The organism is Bilifractor sp. LCP19S3_H10 (genome assembly GCF_052119185.1).
Taxonomy (GTDB): domain Bacteria; phylum Bacillota; class Clostridia; order Lachnospirales; family Lachnospiraceae; genus Bilifractor.
Genome location: NZ_JBQKFT010000014.1, coordinates 49,060 through 65,743 on the forward strand (window position 1 = coordinate 49,060; position 16,684 = coordinate 65,743).

A 16,684-nucleotide genomic window follows, 5' to 3' on the forward strand; every position below is an offset into this window, starting at 1 on the left:
ATTCACATGTGTATATTTTAACAATTTTCCGTCATGAATTCAATTTGATTTGGTAAATATGCTTAAGAAAGCGCGAAAAAATCAGCTGATTCATGCGAATAATTTCTATCACAGTCATATATAAGTAAACCTTTCTGAAAGGAGAAGGAAATGATGAGGAAGAAAAGAATAATGATCCGGCCACCGTAGAAAAAGGCCGTATTGCAGATGCAATTTCCTATTTCCCGGGAGGAACGTTCAGGAAAGAACGGCCTCCTACATTACCAATAAATCTATCTCAAAGTCTGAGTGCGCATAAGACGGCGGGAAGCACATAGAAGCAACAAGAATCCGATACCGGAATCTTGCCTATAAGTGCTTTTCACCGTTCTTGTCGTACACATTTTCAGGTGCCAGGAGTCGGTGAACTATCAGCCGGCTCCTTTTTTTGTGCTTTCCCGCCGCAGCAACAGCTCAGCGGAAAGGAACAAAAGATGCCAAGAGGCAAGAGTAAGGATTATTCCGACCAGTTCGGAGGACTGGATATCGCAAAGGACCGCTACGACGAGAACCGGGAAGGTTTCGTCGATGAGCAGGGCAACTACCACTACGTGACGGGCATTGGTATGGGTGCGGCAGTGCCGCCTGTTGTTCCGCTCCATGGCAAGAACGGAGAGGACAATTCTGAGTGGATCAAGATACTGGCAGAAGAAGATCACAAGGTGAATATCCAGAAGCGCAATGACAAAGATCATGCGGATGGCCTTTATATCTGTTACAAGAGGCGGCAAGACACAGATGACAGAGGGCTTAACGCTGGATGCAGTCCAATAGATAAGGAGACATATCTTCGGTGGGAAGCAAAGCAGAACGGAGAGGAAGACGATGATGAGGACTCTATCTTAGTGTTTGTCCATGAATTTCTCTGCAGCCTGAATGATGCGGACCAGACCATCATGTTCGGAGTTTTTGGAAGTGAACGGAAGCAGAATGAGGTTGCGGATGAGCTGCATCGGGATCCGAAGTCGATCAGCCGCAGCATCCAGCGAATTGAGAGGCGTCTTACGAAGGCTCTGGCCGATAAGCTTGGTTACCACGGAGAAGATCGTCACAAGGAATAAGACCGGTTGATTTTTATGGCTCCTTTACGGGGGAAGAGGGACGATTCCTTCTTCCCTTGTATTTCATTCATTTCTCAGAAAGGAGAGAAACACACGATGAACACATGGAAAGTTGTTGTTGCAAAGCCAGGCAAGAAGGCGGAGATCAGAGTGATTCCAGCAGTCTATGAGTCACTGAAGGAATTGGTCGGAGGCCCTGTCGAGGTGACGGAACCGCTGTCGGAGGATACCGCTGTTCTCTGCAATGAAGAGGGAAAACTCATGGGACTGCCGATGAACCGGATCATCAGGGGCGATAATGGAAATCCCGTGGATGTCTACTGCGGAACAATCGTTTGTATCGGCAGCCGCCCGGAGAATGAGGAGTTTGATTCCCTGACAGATATAGAGGCTGCCATCTACAGGATGATGTATGACGATCCGGATTTTATGTACCGCAAAGAAAGTGAGGACAGCGATGATTGATCGGTCGATGTCACTTCCAATGCCGGTCAAGGTTCGTCCTTATGCTCATCAGCAGGCGGGGTATGACTTCGCCTGCCGCATCTTCGGCTTATATGACGGCAGGATAAGGTCGCACGGGGTGGCATTTCTCATGGAAATGGGAACCGGAAAGACGCTGACGAGCATTGGAGTTACCGGTGCCCTCTATCAGTTTGGACTGGTGAACCGGGTCCTTGTGGCCTGCCCGCTGTCAATCACAGGGGTATGGGAAGAGGAGTTTCAAGCGTTTGCCGACTATCCGGTCAATATCACGGTATTGAAAGGCACTAGTGAAAAGAAGAAACAGCAGATCTCTAAGATCCCGTTGGATGGTATGCAGGTTCTCATTGTAAATTACGAGTCCGCATGGAGGCTGGAAGCGGAGCTTTTGAAGTTTGATGCTGATCTCATCATTGCCGATGAAGGCCATAAGCTGAAGGACAACAGGTCCCGCCAGTCAAAGGGGATGCAGCATCTTGGGGATAAGGCAAGATACAAGCTGCTTCTTACCGGAACGGTCATTACCAACCGGGAGATGGATGTGTTCTCACAGTATCGCTTCTTAGACAGCCGGATTTTTGGCACGAGCTTTTATGCCTTCCGAAATCGCTACTTTGACATGACAGGATACGGGAACCATATCCCGGTCTTCCGGCAGTCGATGGCAGATGACTTCCTAAAACGGATGCACTGCATCGCATACCGCGTGACCAAAGAGGAATGCCTGGACCTGCCACAGATCCGGGAGGAAGTACGAAAGATTGATCTGGAGCCGAAGGCAATGAAGATGTATGAACAACTGCAGGAGGATTGCTTCACTCAACTCAAAGGCTCCGATGTGACAGCAGCCAATGTCCTGACAAAGATGCTCAGGCTCTCCCAGCTTACAGGCGGCCATCTGACGGATGATGAACACCATGTCCGCCCGGTCAGCCATGCGAAGCTCGATGCCTTGTCGGACATCATCGATGCGGCGGTAAGCGATGGCCAGAAACTCGTTGTGATGGCACGGTTTGTGGCCGAGATGGATGACATCGAGGAGCTGCTAAAAGGCAAAGGCATCGGATACGCCGTGGTTCGCGGTGGGGTAAAGGATCGGGATGATGAAGTAAAGCATTTCCAGACGGATCCTTCCTGTCAGGTTTTTGTCGGTCAGATCGCAGCAGCAGGACTTGGGATCACACTTACGGCGGCACATACCATGGTGTTCTACAGCCTCGATTATTCCATGAGTAACTTTGATCAGGCCAAGGCAAGAATCCACAGGGTAGGGCAGAAACAGAAGTGCCTGTATATCTATCTCATTGCCAGAGGAACGGTCGACAGTAAGGTGCTCCGGTCGCTCCGAAAAAAAGTAAATCTTGCCAAAGCGCTCGTGGATGACTACAGAAACGGAAGAAACCCGTTTAATGAATAAATATACATCAAATATGCATTATGGAGGAAGACATGATGGAACAGACAGAAATATTTAAGATGGCTGACGAACTGAAGGCGGCAAAGGACGAAAAGAAGGAGTTGGAGGCAAAGACCAAGGAGGTCAATGCCAGGATCGAGGAGCTGGATCGGGAGCTTTCGGATGCCATGGCAGATGCGGAATGTGACAAATTCACTAGAAACGGCAGCACGTTTTATCTGAATTCGAGGCTCTATGCGTCTCCGGCGGCAGGAGGCAGGGATGCACTGATTCATGCTTTAAAGGACAACGGCTATGGCAGCATCGTGACCGAAACAGTCAATGCCAATACCCTGGCTTCCTTCTGCAAGGAGCAGATGACCGCGAATGAGGATGAGCTGCCGGAGTGGCTTTCGGGTGTTGTGAATACATTCGAAAAGGTCACGGTTGGTATCCGGAAAAAATAAGCGGTTGATTTCTATGTCCCTATAACGGGAAAGAGAGGTTCTTTCCCGTGTAAAGGACTGTCAAAAAGGAGGACAGCAAGATGTCAGAAGAAAATGCAGTTATGAAAACAGAGAAAAAGGAACTCGCAGAGCAGAACAGCTTCGCATCCGGTGGGAATCTCGAGATTCTTCAGGAAGCATTAGGCGGTGGTGAGTGCACCGGCCTTACCTTCCGCTTCGATCGCATCAAAATCCCTTCCGGAGGGAGCCTTGCCTTTGAGGTGCCGGGAGATGAGGAAGAGACAGAAATGGCAAAGACCATCACTGCGGTCATCGCCCATCACCATCCGGCTTTCGGTTACTATGCGACAAAGTTCCAGGGCGGCTCCAACCCACCGGACTGTGGATCATTTGACGGTATTCATGGCACAGGAAATCCGGGCGGCCTCTGCAGGGCATGCCCGTATAACAAGTTTGGATCCGGCGGGAACAAGTCCAAGGCCTGCAAGAACCGCCACATGCTCTATCTTGTGCGCGAAGGCGAGATTTTCCCGGTGGTGATTTCACTTCCAACCGGGAGCCTTAAGAGCTTCACCGACTACGTGAAGCATCAGCTGACCAAGGGCAGGAAACTTTCCAACATCGTGACACAGATCTCTTTGGAGAAGGCGACGAATGACGAGGGCATTGTCTATTCCAAGGCGAAGTTTAAGTTCGTCCGTGTCTTAAATGACGATGAGAAGAAATTCATCGGGGAGATGACAGGCCTGATCAAGGAGTATTCATCCAGTCTTACGGTCAGCGACATTTCGGATGAGGACGCTTCCTCCGATGAGGCACAGTTTGTCGATACGGAAACCGGTGAGGTCATCACGCCTTTAAAGTAATCTGAAAAGAATCGGAAATCACCTAAGAAACCTGGCTCCGGGAAGATTTTTCTCCCGGAGCTTCTTTAAAGGAGAACAACATGAATAGGAAATATAAGAGCGTTACCGACATCAGGGAGCTCAAGGAATATGTCGGCGATGCCATGACAGTGTCGTTTGACTATGAGACTGCACCGGATGAGCCGTACCGGGAGGATGATAAAGCGGCTCTGGATCCGCACCGCGCACATATCGTGGAATGCAGTTATTCGGTTGCAGAAGGAACAGGCGTCTCAGTACCGCTTCGGCATAAGACCGGAAAAAACATGGACTGGGACGTGTGGCTTTCCTTCCACAAGGAACTGCTTCTTAGCCATGAAGTAATGAAGGTCTGTCACAACATCGCCTTTGAGTCTGCATTTTCTTATCACCTTGGAATCGTGATTCAGGCACCCGTTTACGATACGATGTGTGCTGCCCAGATGACGCAGAATGGAGATTTTTCTTTCCGGAGATTAAAGGACAGCGGCCTTAAGACCTTGTCATCTGACCTGCTACAGAATAAGCGAAAGACATTTGCTGAAACGACGGAAGGTAAGTTTTTTGATGAGCTTGACCCGCAGAATATGGCAACCATCGAATATGCCTGTGAAGATTCGGACCAGGCCCTTCAGCTGATGAGAATCTTTAACGACTGGTTTGACAAATTTCTGCCAAGGCACAGGTGGATCGTGGAACATCTGGAGTCACCGACGGCAGTATATCTTGGCATCATGAAACATAATGGTGCGCCACTTGATATCCCGCTCATGGAGGAGAAAAAGAAGGAAGCGGAGGAGACGATGGAGAAGCTTCGTCAGGAGATTGCTTTTCTGATCGGGGATGTGAACATCGGAAGCAACTGCAGTACGAAGGCCTTTAAGGAGTATCTCTATGGAACGCTAAAGCTTCCGGTCCTAAAGACGACACTTACGGATCGTGAAGCAGCGGATGATCAGACGATGACCATGCTAAAAGAGTGGTGCGATGAGAACCGTCCGGAGCTTTCAGAGCTTTTTACTCTGGTGCAGGAATATCGGAAGTGGGGCAAGATCAAATCGACCTATATTGATGGATATCTGAAATTCTTAAATCCGGTGACAGGCTGTGTGCATCCGGACTTTTTTGCCCTCTCGACGGATACCGGGCGATTTAACTGCCAGCACCCAAATGCTCAGAACATGCCGCGGAAGACAAATGACCCCATTGGCGTCAGAAACTTTATCAAAGCACCAGAAGGCCACATCGTCATCAGCTTGGATTTTTCCCAGATCGAACTTCGTGTCGGGGCATTTTATCTGTCACAGGCCGGAGACGATACGATGCGCGAGGTCTACCTTCACAACCTGGACCTTCATGCCAAGACTACTTCAGTCATTTTCGGGGTGCCATATGAACAGGCGCATGACAAAAATTCAGAGAACTACAAGGAGCACCGGACGATTGCAAAAAACGTGAATTTCGGTGTTTTCTATGGTCTCTTTCCACGCGGCCTGCAAAAGACGCTGAAGTTTAAGGCAGGAATTGATCGTTCCTTTGAGGAGTGCTCTCAAATGATCGACAACTTAAAAGAAGGTTATCCTGGTCTTTCCCGATGGCAGGAGAGCGTGAAGGCGGATGCAGCGCGGCGCATGTACACAGAGACCTGGCTTGGCAGAAGAAGGTATTTGCCCAATATCAGGTCGGAGGACTGGGGACAGAAATCCTTCTCAGAGCGCTGTGCCATGAACACCCCGATTCAGGGAACAGCGGCGGATATCTTAAAGATGGCGGTTTGTCGGATCCTTGCCGGGCTGCCTGAACGGCCATGGCTTCGGCCTATTCTGCAGATCCATGATGAGCTTACCTTCATTATCCCGGAAGATAGGCTCCCCGATGCGATTTCATTTGTAAAGCGGTGCATGGAGGAGAAGCCTTTTCCGGAATTTAACTTACCTCTTATCGCCGAGGCATCCGCCGGACCTACATTCGGCACCATGGACGAACTGGACGTGTAAATCTGATTGAAATCAGGGCGCATAGGACCTGGTTGATTTCTATGGCTCCTTTACGGGAGGAACAGGGAGTTCCTCTCAAAGGAGTCTTTTTTATTCAGTCAGGAGGTCTGATCCTATGGAACTTACAACATTTACCAGTAACGATTTTGGAAGAATCCGTGCGATGGAAGTAAACGGAACGCCTGCTTTTGTAGGCAAAGATGTCGCAGAATGCCTCGGGTATTCGAACGCCAGCAAGGCAGTAGTGATGCATGTTGACGAGGAAGACAGGTTCAAGATGATGCTCAGAGCAGATTCCCAAAATGGGAATGTGGTCACAGAGACAACGATGATAAGTGAGTCTGGGCTGTACAGCCTGATTCTTTCCAGCAAACTGCCGGGAGCTAAAAAGTTCAAGAGATGGGTTACGGCAGAAGTCCTTCCTACGATCAGAAAGCATGGCATGTATGCGGTCAATGAACTTCTGGATGATCCGGATGCCATGATCGCCGTGCTTGAGGCGCTGAAAGAGGAACGTAAAAAACGTAAGAATCTGGAGCTCATGGCAGCGGTCCAGAAGCAGCAGATTGCGGAGCTTCAGCCGAAGGCCAGTTATTATGACCTGATCCTGCAGAACAAGAATACGGTTCCAGTGACCCAGATCGCAAAGGACTATGGCATGAGCGGAAGGAAGTTCAATCAGCTTCTGCATGAAATGGGTGTGCAGTACAGGCTCAGAGACACATGGATTCTTTATCAGGAGTATGCAGAGCTCGGTCTGACACAGTCGAGGACCTTTGCAGTAGATTCCAACAAAAGCGTTATGCATACGTACTGGACGCAGAAGGGAAGACTGTTCCTGTATGACCTTCTGAAGGGTGAGGGAATTCTCCCTCTTATCGAAAGGGAGGGATAAACCATGTATAAGAATTACGAAGGATTTTCTGATCCGACTGCCGGTCTGGCGATGAGTCATGTCATGAAGGAATACAGGGAAGAACGCCGGAGAACCTGGCGGAGGGAAACAGAGATCAAGGAAAGGCCAAAGGTCTACATGGCATCAAAGTATGCGGGCGATATCGAGAAAAACCGTAGAGACGCCATCCGTTACTGCAGGGCAGCAATAAAAAACGGGTATATCCCCATTGCCTCACATCTTCTCTATCCTCAGATCCTTGATGACAAGGATTCCCGTGAAAGAGAGCTTGGACTTCTCTTTGGACAGGCGCTTCTTGCCTGTTGCGATGAGGTCTGGTTCATCGGTAACAAGGATAAGAACGAAAAAATTGAGATGTCTGATGGCATGAAGGCAGAGTATCGCGAGGCAAAGCGCCTTCATAAAATGATCCGGATCATGGATGGAAAGGAACTTAGATGAGCAAGGTATCAGCGGAAGATGTGGTAAGAAGCCTCTTTGATCCAGGTGAAACCGTCCATGTCCGTATCTTTGATGATAAGAAGTCTGGGACTTTCACCGGCATGAAGCTTGCCGTTGAGGCAGGAAAGTTCTCCTCTATCATGGAGCAATTAAAAAAACACAACGCCTTAAACCGCGGCATCTTTTTTGTGGTCAATGCTGGTGGAGATGATGACAAGTCGATCACCAGAGTAAACGCGCAGTTTGTGGAGTGCGATGATCTGTCCATGGAGGAGCAGATCCGGCAGGTCGAAGCATTTCCTCTGCCTCCATCTATGGAGATCAAAACGCGCCGTTCGCTTCATACCTACTGGTTCATTAAGGATGGAGACGTTACGCTTTATCGTCCGATCCAGAAGGCATTGGTAGAAAAGTTCCATGGAGATCCCATGTGCGTCAATGAATCCAGAGTGATGCGCCTCCCGGGATTTTACCACTGTAAGGCTGATCCGGTAGAGGTAGAGTGCATTTCTTTTCACCCGGAGCGCAGGTATACGCAGGAAGAACTCATGCAGCTGCTTCCGGTAAAGCAGGAAGAAAAGCTTAAGGAGACGAATCCCATCGGGACAGAAAAAGGACTGGCACTTGTTCTTGCAGGCTGTGATTTTATGAAGCACTGCAGGGAAGATGCGGCGACACTTTCCGAGCACGACTGGTATGCGATGCTTACAAACCTTGCCTCCTTTGAAGGCGGTACGGAAAAAATCCACGAGCTGTCAGCCCCTTATCCGAACTACAAGAGGGAAGATACGGACGCGAAGATTCAGCACTTTTTAAAGAGTGGTACGGGACCTATGACGTGTGCGGTGATTGCAGAGAAAGGTTTCAAGTGTCCCAGGATGGGAACCAAGGACTGTACCTGCAAGGCACCTGCAGCCATGTGCTATCAGCCAATCACCACGGATATGGCAACGAGGCTTATTAACACGCTTCCGGTCTCCTCGGATGCTGTTGAGAACTTAAAAGTAGTGCAGCGCTTTGTGACGGAATATCTTTACAATCTTGATACCGCGACAGCGCAGGGCATCATTAACCATATCCTTCGTTCAAAGTTTTCTCTGACCGTAGCGGATGTGCGTCCGGTCATTGCCGAACAGAAGAAGATGTATGCAGCGTTTCAAAAGAAGCAGGAAGAGAAAAAGCGTCAGGCATCACAGGGTCAGATCCCTGCCTGGTATGAGGTGACGGAACGGGGGCTTCGCTTTATGCCAGATGTTCTGGCAAAACATATGGCGGAGAACGTGCATGCCTTCTACGCAGCAGAGCAGTTTTGGCGTTATGAGAGCGGTGTCTACAAAGCAATGTCGGACCTTACAGCAAAGAGCATGGTTCGCGCAAAAATGCTCGAGGGGCATGCAACCATGGTGCAGATCTCGGATGCGACCGGTCAGTGGAAGCTGGCAGTTTTGAAGGATTCAAGAGAGCTGAATGCCAACCCCTACATGATCAATGTCCGGAACGGCATTTACAATGTACTGGAAAATAAGCTCACAAAGCACACGCCGGAGTTCTTATCAACCGTGCAGTTAAATGTCAATTTCTCCAGTCAGGCGGATTGTCCACGCTTCAAGGAATTTCTGCATCAGTGTGTCGATGATGATCAGGTGCCGCTTTTGCAGGAGATGCTTGGATATTTTCTTGTCCCGGTGAACAAGGCTCAGAAGTCCTTCGTTATTGTGGGTGAGGCTGGTGCCGGAAAGTCCGTTCTGCTTCGTGTATTAAATGAGATTCTTCTCGGCAAGGAAAACGTGAGCAATGTCTCGTGGCAGGCGCTGAACGAGAGGTTCAAGACGGCGGAGCTCTATGGGAAGCTCGCAAATATCTTTGCAGATCTTCCGACAAAGAACATTGATGATAATGGTATTTTCAAAGCTCTTGTTGGAGAAGATTTCCTGACGGTCGAGCGCAAGAACAAGGATCCGTTTAACTTTCAGAACTATGCAAGGCTGCTGTTTTCCTGCAATGAGATACCAAAGAACTTTGGCGACCGATCGGAAGGGTTCTACAGACGTCTGATCATTATTCGATTTCCACATGCCGTACCTAAGGAAAAGCGGGATCCGATGCTTTTGGAAAAGTTCAGGGCGGAGGCAGATGGGATCTTCCGGTTTGCACTGGATGGACTGATCCGGCTCATGAACCAGAACTGGCGATTCTCAGAGACCAGGAGCAACATAGAAGAAAGACAGAGATACCGTGAAGAGTCCAACAGTGCGCTTTCCTTTGTGGCAGAGTGCTGTGAGCTTGGGGATGGGTTCGAGGTCGGAAGAACCGAGTTCTATTCCCAGTATCAGTTGTTCTGTAAGGACAGCGGCTTAAGCCCCTTCTCTCAGACCAGATTCAATAAGGAAATCGAAATCGGATATCCGGGTGTTGCCAGAGCCAAGGACAAGACCGGCAGGAGGAAGACCTGGCGCGGGATCCGATACGTGGACGATGCGGATTAAAAACGGATTTCTTACCACAGGCAGCGCAGATTGTTATGCGCTGCCTTTTTTTTCGTGGGACAAAGGGCAGAGGTCCTTGCTACAGGGATTAGGAAGCAGGAATCGATGGGAATCCACGGCAGATTTCTGGACGGGTTTTAGGATACTGGACGAGTTCTTCTTATTCTTCTTATTTACATTCAAGAAAAAAAACATGGTGTATTTAAAAGGAAATATATAAAGGGGTATGGGGGAAAACCGTCCCGTCCCAAAGTCGTCCAATGGCAGAAAACGCAGTGTCTATGCGGGTTTGCGCGCCTTTGCCGTGGATAACTTTTGGACGGGTTTTGTATTGCATAGATCATGAATATCTGACCTTCCTGTTTGTGGTTGATTTCTATGGCTCCTTTACGGGAAAGAAGAGCCCTACATTCAATGGAAAGGAGTCGCAGGAACATGAATAGACAGGAACTGGTAAAGGAATCAGTTATAGTCAGGTCCATCTTAAATCACTTAAAGAGTATGCCGGATTGCTTCGCGTGGAAAGAACATGGCGGCATGTATGGTACGGCAGGCATACCGGACATCATCTGCTGTATTGGTGGCAGATTCTTTGCCTTTGAGGTGAAGAATGAAAAAGGTACTATGACAAAACTGCAGGAAGCAACGATTGACAAGATCAAAGCCGCTGGCGGGACTGCAGCAGTCGTTCGCTCGGTAGAAGATGTGAAACACATAGTTGGGAGGTGCAGCGAATGATTGGAAGAAATGAAGGAGATCCTTACGAAAACCTCGCCAACGCTATCGTGGCACAAGCAGCAGATGATTATCTGACGGCGCTTCGTAAATTAAAAAGACATCCGGGTAATAAAGCAGCCATGACAGATGCTATGGAGCTGGAGCACTTCTTCCATTCTGGTTGGTATGGGGTTCTTACCCATGTGGATCCGGATTATCTGATCCGGAAGCTGAGAGAGAAGGTGGCGTCATGACAGCGAGGGAATATCTCGGTCAGGCGTACCGGCTGGAGCAGCGAATCCGACTGCATCAGGAAGAACTGGAGAATTTAAGGATGCTGGCTGCCTCTGTTGGCAGTCCCGGATTCGAGGAGCATTACAATCCGAATCGTCCACACGATGCACCATTCGTAAAAACGCTGGATCGCATCTGGGAGAAGGAAAAGAAAGTGAATGATGAGCTTTGCCTTCTCCTGAAGCTCAAAGACGAGATCCAATCCGTGATCGATCAGGTCGAGAACATGGATGAACGGTTGATTCTCACGTACCGGTATCTTAAGAACTACACATGGATGCGGATTGGCGATGAGCTTTCCGCCGATGAACGTACTATCCGCAGATGGCACAACAGAGCATTGTCCCATGTGAAGGTGCCAAAAAATCCTACGATGATCTAAATGCGCCGGAAATGTCCGCAAATGTCCGGGTGCTATATGTGATATGGTATAGTCAGCGAAGAAGATAGGATGAAGCCTCGAAGGATAAAACCTCCGGGGCTTTTTACGTGGGAGAAATCAGGAACGGAGGTGACGGACATGCCATACAAACCGAAGGTTCCCTGCAGGCATCCCGGCTGTCCGAATCTCGTGCCCGCCGGACAAAAGTACTGCGAGGAACACAAGAGGATGCATTCGGAAGAAATACGGTCTGCTGCGGCACGAGGATACAACAGCCGATGGAGACGGGAGAGCAAGAAGTTCTTACAACTCCACCCTCTTTGTGAGGAGTGCCTGCGGCATGGCATCGCTACACCTGCGACGGTTGTGGATCACATCGTTCCGCACCGAGGAGATCAGAAGCTCTTCTGGGACCAGTCGAACTGGCAGGCGCTGTGTAAGAAGTGCCACGACAGGAAGACCGGAAGAGAGGACAGCAATCCGACGTATCGATACTGAAAGCGTGGAGGCGGGGGAGGTCATAATCCTGAAAACTAGAGGCACAGGTGACCGGCGTTCCCTCTTGCGTTGATTCCCGCGAAATTGATACCCCGGGGTCAGAGGGCCGCCGGACGGGTCCCAGAAAGGTACATTTCGCGTGAAAAATCCGCGTAGAATGCGGGTTTGTTCGAAAATAGATTTCATTTACAGGCAGTGCTGGAGCAAGATCCACCACTGCTTTTTTCATGCCCAGAAGTCCTTTGTTTCCAAGGCCTCGGGCATTTTTGCGGACAGGAGATATGCATGGAAGACATCGAAAGAAAGCAGGATCTTTCCCTGTTCCTCGCGTCCTGTGCGAAGCGGTTCTGTCCGGAGTGTGGGAAGCCGATCGAAGGGAATCGGCGAGGCAGGCCCAGGTGCTTCTGCAGTAACCGCTGCCGCTGGGCATTCAACAAGAGGATGGAAAGGGAAAGGAGAAGAGAACATGAAGACAGCAACGTTAAAAACAATACCGGTGAAAGATCTGAAACCGGCAGCCTACAACCCGAGAAAGAAACTGAAGCCGGGCGATAAAGAATACGAGAAGATCAAGAACTCCATTCAGGAGTTTGGCTTTGCGGATCCTTTGGTTGTAAATGCTGACATGACGATCATCGGAGGACATCAGAGACTGACTGTTGCGATGGATCTCGGCTACACCGAGGTTCCCTGTGCCGTCGTCGACATCGATAAGACCAGAGAGAAGGCTCTGAACATTGCGCTCAACAAGATCACCGGTGCATGGGACGAAAACCTTCTGGCAGATCTTCTGCATGATCTTGAGGCGAGCGACTTCAACACCGCGCTCACCGGCTTCGAGCCTCCGGAGATGGAGCAGCTCTTTAACAAGGTGGCGTCGAAAGAAGTCAAAGAGGATGATTTTGATGTGGACGAGGAACTGAAGAATCCGACCTTCTCCAAAGCCGGGGACCTTTGGTTCCTGGGACGGCACACTGTTTTCTGTGGTGACTCCACGGATCCTGCTTCCTACGAGAAGCTGCTGGATGGTGTGAAGGCAAACGTCATCGTGACGGACCCGCCTTATAACGTAAACGTGGAGGAGACAGCAGGGAAGATCCTGAATGACAACATGGCCGACGAGGACTTCTACAAGTTCCTGCTTGCCGCCTATACCTGCATGCATGACAGCCTCGCCGATGACGGTTCCATCTACGTATTCCACGCAGATACGGAGGGACTGAACTTCCGCAGGGCATTTGTGGATGCAGGTTTCTACCTTTCCGGCTGCTGTATTTGGAAAAAGAATGCGCTGGTCCTGGGACGCTCTCCCTACCAGTGGCAGCATGAGCCATGCCTGTTTGGCTGGAAGAAAGGCGGGAGGCATGAGTGGTACTCGGACCGGAAGCAGACCACCATCTGGGAATACGATCGTCCGAAGGCCTCAAAGGATCATCCGACGATGAAGCCGGTGCAGCTGATGGCGTATCCGATCCGGAACTCCTCGATGACAAACGGAATCGTTCTGGATCCCTTCCTCGGATCTGGCTCTACCCTGATTGCCTGTGAGCAGACCGACCGGATTTGTCGAGGCATTGAGCTGGATCCCAAGTTTGTGGATGTCATCGTAAAGCGCTACGTCGAACAGGTCGGAAACTCCGATGATGCGTATGTACTTCGTGACGGCCAGAAGCTCACGTTCGATGAAGCGATTGCGGCGATGCCGAAGGAGGAGAGCGCGTGAGCATGTACACATCTGCCAAAAGCTCCGCCTGATCTTTGTTCATAATTCCTGCCAGTATGAGTTGCTATTCCGGTGCTCCTGAGTGATGTATGTACTACCAAAAGAAAAGGAGGCACACGCCATGAAAGCAAACTACAACCTGACAGGAACTAAGAGAAAAGAGCTGGTGCATGCGATCGAGGAGATCACCGGAGATAAAGCACAGTACATGAGGATGCCGACCTGCGCCTACGAGATCGGAGACATCACGGTCGACAAGGACGGTGGGATCAGCTGCAGCGATGAGGAGAAGATGCAGAAGGTGATGGACGCACTGAACGAGAAGGGATTCACTGCAGAGGAAGATGCCGAGACCAAGCAACCCGAGCAGGCGGAGACCACAGAGCCGGAACACACCACCGAGCCGGAACACAGCACCGAGGAAGAGAAGGAAACAGCCGAGGATGAGCAGGAACCGGCGCTGACGATCAGCCTTCCGCTTGCATCCGCAAACGTCGGAATCTTGAGAAACCTGATCAGCGCGAAGGAGAGCCTCATCCAGAAGGCGCTCGGAATCACCGACACCCGGATCAACATTACGGATGAGAAGATCGAGTTCCCCTGGTTCGACCGGGAGCTGACGCCGGAAGAGACAAACGCCTACCTGCTTTTTCTCACCCAGCTTTGCAAGCTCTCGAAGGGGCTGAAGCACGCAAGCAGCAAGCCGGTAGAGACAGACAATGAAAAGTACGCCTTCCGCACCTGGCTTCTTCGGATGGGCTTCATTGGACCGGACTTCAAGGCAGCTCGGAAGATCCTATTGAAGAACCTCTCCGGAAGCTCCGCCTTCCGAAACGGCGCTCCAACAAAGGAGGTGGAAGCATGAAGCTAATCAGACCAGAGGAGTTTGAAGAGCTCTGCAAGATCTATCCGAACGGTACCCGTGTGGAGCTTCTTCAGATGAACGACATCCAGGCACCGCCAATCGGCACAAAAGGAACCGTCTATGGTGTCGATGACACGGGATCCTTGCTCGTCCACTGGGATAACGGTTCAGGACTAAGCGTGATCTATGGCGAGGATATCGTAAAGAGGGTGACCGGCTGATATGGATGAGAAGATCAGGCAACAGATTATTGCGATTCGAGACAGCGGCCTTACGAACATGTTCGACCTGCCCTACGTGCAGCGCCTCGCCTTCGACCGGAACTACTACGATCTGGTGCTCTTTATTGAGGAGCACCGGGACGAATACGTCCGCTTTATTCTCCATGGAGATGTCAGATAAGCACAGGATTTTCGGTACATTTTTGTGCAGGTTATGAGGCTTATTTCCTTGCTATATATCGCCTGCAGAGTGATATATGTACATGCCAAAGGAAAAGGCAAGCAAGCAAAAAGCAAGGAGGACAAAGCCATGACAAACATTTTTGAAGAAACCTACAACACCATCGCAGAAGCAAAGAAAGCCTACAAGGAAGCCACCACTGCAGAGGGCAGGGATGCCGCAAGAGAAGCTGCGAAGGCAGCCGAGGATAGGATCATTGAGATGGGCGACATTGCCTGCAAGGTTTGGAGAGCCTACCGGAATTCCAGAGACAACGAGAACGAGATCCTCGACTTCGACGACATCATCTGGGATCGGGATGTGGAAGCCATCACCACCTGCATGAAGGAGAACGGCATCAAGGCCTTCACCTACTCCTGCCGGGCAACGGACGCGGTCGAGACGCTTTGGCTTTTTAAAGAGGCCGGCTGCACGATCGGCGAGATGGTCGAGGTCAACCTCCGGAAGGACTTTTTCGGCAAAGGCTATGAGAAGGGCCACGCCTTCAGGATGACCCTGAACTGAAAACGGAAAGGGAGGAAGCCCCGCAAAAGGGGCCTCTTCCTCGTACAAAATCCACAGATTCCGGGGCTGATCTTTGTGACACATATCCGGCGGATCTCCTTGCTATATCACGCCCGTAGAGTGATATATGTACATGCCAAAGGAAAAGGCAAGCAAGCAAAAAGCAAGCACAATACAAGGAGGAAAAAACCATGTGGAACAAGGGAAGCATCAAGATCGAGAACCAGACATTCACCTACAGCACGAAGGTTTACGGAGAGCCGAGCGAGGACTACGGAATTGAGGGCGGCAAGATCAGCAAGCTTGAGATCCGCCTCGGAGACTTCCCGGTCGCAAGATATGATAGAGGATGGGACATCGAGCCGGAGACGGAAAACGCACAGCTTGCGCTCCTTGCCATCCTGCAAAACTTCAACTGAAAAGAAAACGCTGAATTGAAAGCAACTTCCGGGAGGAGAGCCACACGGCTCTTTCTCTCGTTCACATATACCGCATTACACATATACCACATGGGACGGGATCGCTTCGGCGGTCTTTTTTTGATGCACGAATACGGACAGAAAGGAGGTGTTCCCTATGGCGACCAGAGGAAGAAAGCCAACTCCGACAGCAATCAAGGAGTTGGAGGGAAATCCCGGGAAAAGAAAACTGAATGAGAATGAGCCGAAGCCTGAGCGGAAAGCGCCTGCCTGTCCGAAGTGGCTCGACAAGGATGCCAGAAAGGAATGGCACAGGCTGGCAAAGAAGATGGAAACCATCGGTGTCCTCACCGAAGTCGATATGGCTGCCTTTGCTGCATACTGCCAGTCCTATGCAAGATGGAAGGAAGCCGAGGAGTTTATCACCGAGCACGGCACTCTTGTCCGGACACCTTCTGGCTACTGGCAACAGGTCCCGCAGGTCTCCATCGCACAGACCTACATGAAGCAGATGGGAAAGTTCGCGACCGAGTTCGGTCTGACTCCGGCATCAAGGTCAAGGTTGATCGCGGATGCCGGGAAGGCAACGCCAGGAGATGAGATGGAGGAACTCTTGGGAGGTGATCCTTAATGGAGGAGAGACCCAAGGA

The 16,684-nt window shown here is 50.4% G+C and carries 20 protein-coding genes; all 20 read left to right on the forward strand.

What is annotated here, in order from left to right; all coding sequences use genetic code 11:
* Window positions 1-473 precede the first annotated feature (473 nt).
* The 20 genes from ACTQZS_RS11110 (at window position 474) to ACTQZS_RS11205 (ending at window position 16,665) form a co-directional block, all read left to right on the forward strand.
* Window positions 474-1,100, forward strand: coding sequence for a hypothetical protein (locus ACTQZS_RS11110; protein WP_441206688.1), 627 nt, complete (start codon window positions 474-476; stop codon window positions 1,098-1,100).
* 96 nt (window positions 1,101-1,196) lie between these two features.
* The gene (locus ACTQZS_RS11115) at window positions 1,197-1,565 is read left to right on the forward strand and encodes a DUF3846 domain-containing protein (protein ID WP_441206690.1); all 369 of its coding nucleotides are present in this window, start codon (window positions 1,197-1,199) and stop codon (window positions 1,563-1,565) included.
* Entirely contained in the window at window positions 1,558-3,000 is a 1,443-nt protein-coding gene (locus tag ACTQZS_RS11120) for a DEAD/DEAH box helicase (RefSeq protein WP_441475859.1), read from the forward strand. Before ACTQZS_RS11115 ends, ACTQZS_RS11120 begins: the two co-directional genes overlap by 8 nt.
* Window positions 3,001-3,032: 32 nt before the next feature.
* A complete protein-coding gene (locus tag ACTQZS_RS11125; protein WP_441475860.1) occupies window positions 3,033-3,446 on the forward strand; it encodes a gp33 family protein in 414 nt (137 codons plus the stop codon).
* 80 nt (window positions 3,447-3,526) lie between these two features.
* Window positions 3,527-4,312: a hypothetical protein gene (locus ACTQZS_RS11130; protein ID WP_441475861.1), complete on the forward strand. Its 786-nt coding sequence runs from the start codon at window positions 3,527-3,529 to the stop codon at window positions 4,310-4,312.
* An 80-nt stretch (window positions 4,313-4,392) separates the two neighbouring features.
* Entirely contained in the window at window positions 4,393-6,327 is a 1,935-nt protein-coding gene (locus ACTQZS_RS11135) for a bifunctional 3'-5' exonuclease/DNA polymerase (protein ID WP_441475862.1), read from the forward strand.
* Between the two features lie 115 nt (window positions 6,328-6,442).
* The gene (locus ACTQZS_RS11140; RefSeq protein ID WP_441475863.1) at window positions 6,443-7,222 is read left to right on the forward strand and encodes a phage antirepressor; all 780 of its coding nucleotides are present in this window, start codon (window positions 6,443-6,445) and stop codon (window positions 7,220-7,222) included.
* A gap of 3 nt (window positions 7,223-7,225) precedes the next feature.
* The gene (locus ACTQZS_RS11145; protein WP_441475864.1) at window positions 7,226-7,684 is read left to right on the forward strand and encodes a DUF7768 domain-containing protein; all 459 of its coding nucleotides are present in this window, start codon (window positions 7,226-7,228) and stop codon (window positions 7,682-7,684) included.
* Complete coding sequence (locus tag ACTQZS_RS11150) at window positions 7,681-10,170, forward strand: phage/plasmid primase, P4 family (protein ID WP_441475865.1); 2,490 nt, start codon at window positions 7,681-7,683, stop codon at window positions 10,168-10,170. Before ACTQZS_RS11145 ends, ACTQZS_RS11150 begins: the two co-directional genes overlap by 4 nt.
* Before the next feature lie 435 nt (window positions 10,171-10,605).
* On the forward strand, window positions 10,606-10,908 hold the full coding sequence (locus tag ACTQZS_RS11155; protein ID WP_441475866.1) for a VRR-NUC domain-containing protein: 303 nt from the start codon (window positions 10,606-10,608) through the stop codon (window positions 10,906-10,908).
* Window positions 10,905-11,141, forward strand: coding sequence for a hypothetical protein (locus tag ACTQZS_RS11160; protein ID WP_441475867.1), 237 nt, complete (start codon window positions 10,905-10,907; stop codon window positions 11,139-11,141). Before ACTQZS_RS11155 ends, ACTQZS_RS11160 begins: the two co-directional genes overlap by 4 nt.
* Entirely contained in the window at window positions 11,138-11,563 is a 426-nt protein-coding gene (locus ACTQZS_RS11165) for a sigma factor-like helix-turn-helix DNA-binding protein (RefSeq protein WP_441475868.1), read from the forward strand. The genes ACTQZS_RS11160 and ACTQZS_RS11165 overlap by 4 nt, the downstream gene beginning before the upstream one ends.
* A 138-nt stretch (window positions 11,564-11,701) precedes the next feature.
* Window positions 11,702-12,061 (forward strand): HNH endonuclease, encoded by a 360-nt coding sequence (locus ACTQZS_RS11170; RefSeq protein ID WP_441475869.1) that lies wholly within the window; start codon window positions 11,702-11,704, stop codon window positions 12,059-12,061.
* Window positions 12,062-12,527: 466 nt separating this feature from the next.
* Window positions 12,528-13,784 (forward strand): site-specific DNA-methyltransferase, encoded by a 1,257-nt coding sequence (locus ACTQZS_RS11175; protein WP_441475870.1) that lies wholly within the window; start codon window positions 12,528-12,530, stop codon window positions 13,782-13,784.
* 121 nt (window positions 13,785-13,905) lie between these two features.
* Window positions 13,906-14,649 carry a virulence protein gene (locus tag ACTQZS_RS11180; protein ID WP_441475871.1) on the forward strand — a complete coding sequence of 248 codons (744 nt, stop codon included), beginning with the start codon at window positions 13,906-13,908 and terminating at the stop codon, window positions 14,647-14,649.
* Window positions 14,646-14,870 (forward strand): DUF4314 domain-containing protein, encoded by a 225-nt coding sequence (locus ACTQZS_RS11185; RefSeq protein WP_441475872.1) that lies wholly within the window; start codon window positions 14,646-14,648, stop codon window positions 14,868-14,870. Before ACTQZS_RS11180 ends, ACTQZS_RS11185 begins: the two co-directional genes overlap by 4 nt.
* 1 nt (window position 14,871) lies before the next feature.
* Window positions 14,872-15,051, forward strand: coding sequence for a DUF5049 domain-containing protein (locus ACTQZS_RS11190; protein ID WP_441100585.1), 180 nt, complete (start codon window positions 14,872-14,874; stop codon window positions 15,049-15,051).
* A 129-nt stretch (window positions 15,052-15,180) separates the two neighbouring features.
* Entirely contained in the window at window positions 15,181-15,615 is a 435-nt protein-coding gene (locus tag ACTQZS_RS11195) for a DUF7698 family protein (protein WP_441475873.1), read from the forward strand.
* A gap of 191 nt (window positions 15,616-15,806) precedes the next feature.
* A complete protein-coding gene (locus tag ACTQZS_RS11200; protein WP_441475874.1) occupies window positions 15,807-16,034 on the forward strand; it encodes a DUF7678 domain-containing protein in 228 nt (75 codons plus the stop codon).
* A gap of 157 nt (window positions 16,035-16,191) precedes the next feature.
* Window positions 16,192-16,665 (forward strand): phage terminase small subunit P27 family, encoded by a 474-nt coding sequence (locus ACTQZS_RS11205; RefSeq protein WP_441475875.1) that lies wholly within the window; start codon window positions 16,192-16,194, stop codon window positions 16,663-16,665.
* The last annotated feature ends 19 nt before the right edge of the window (window positions 16,666-16,684 follow it).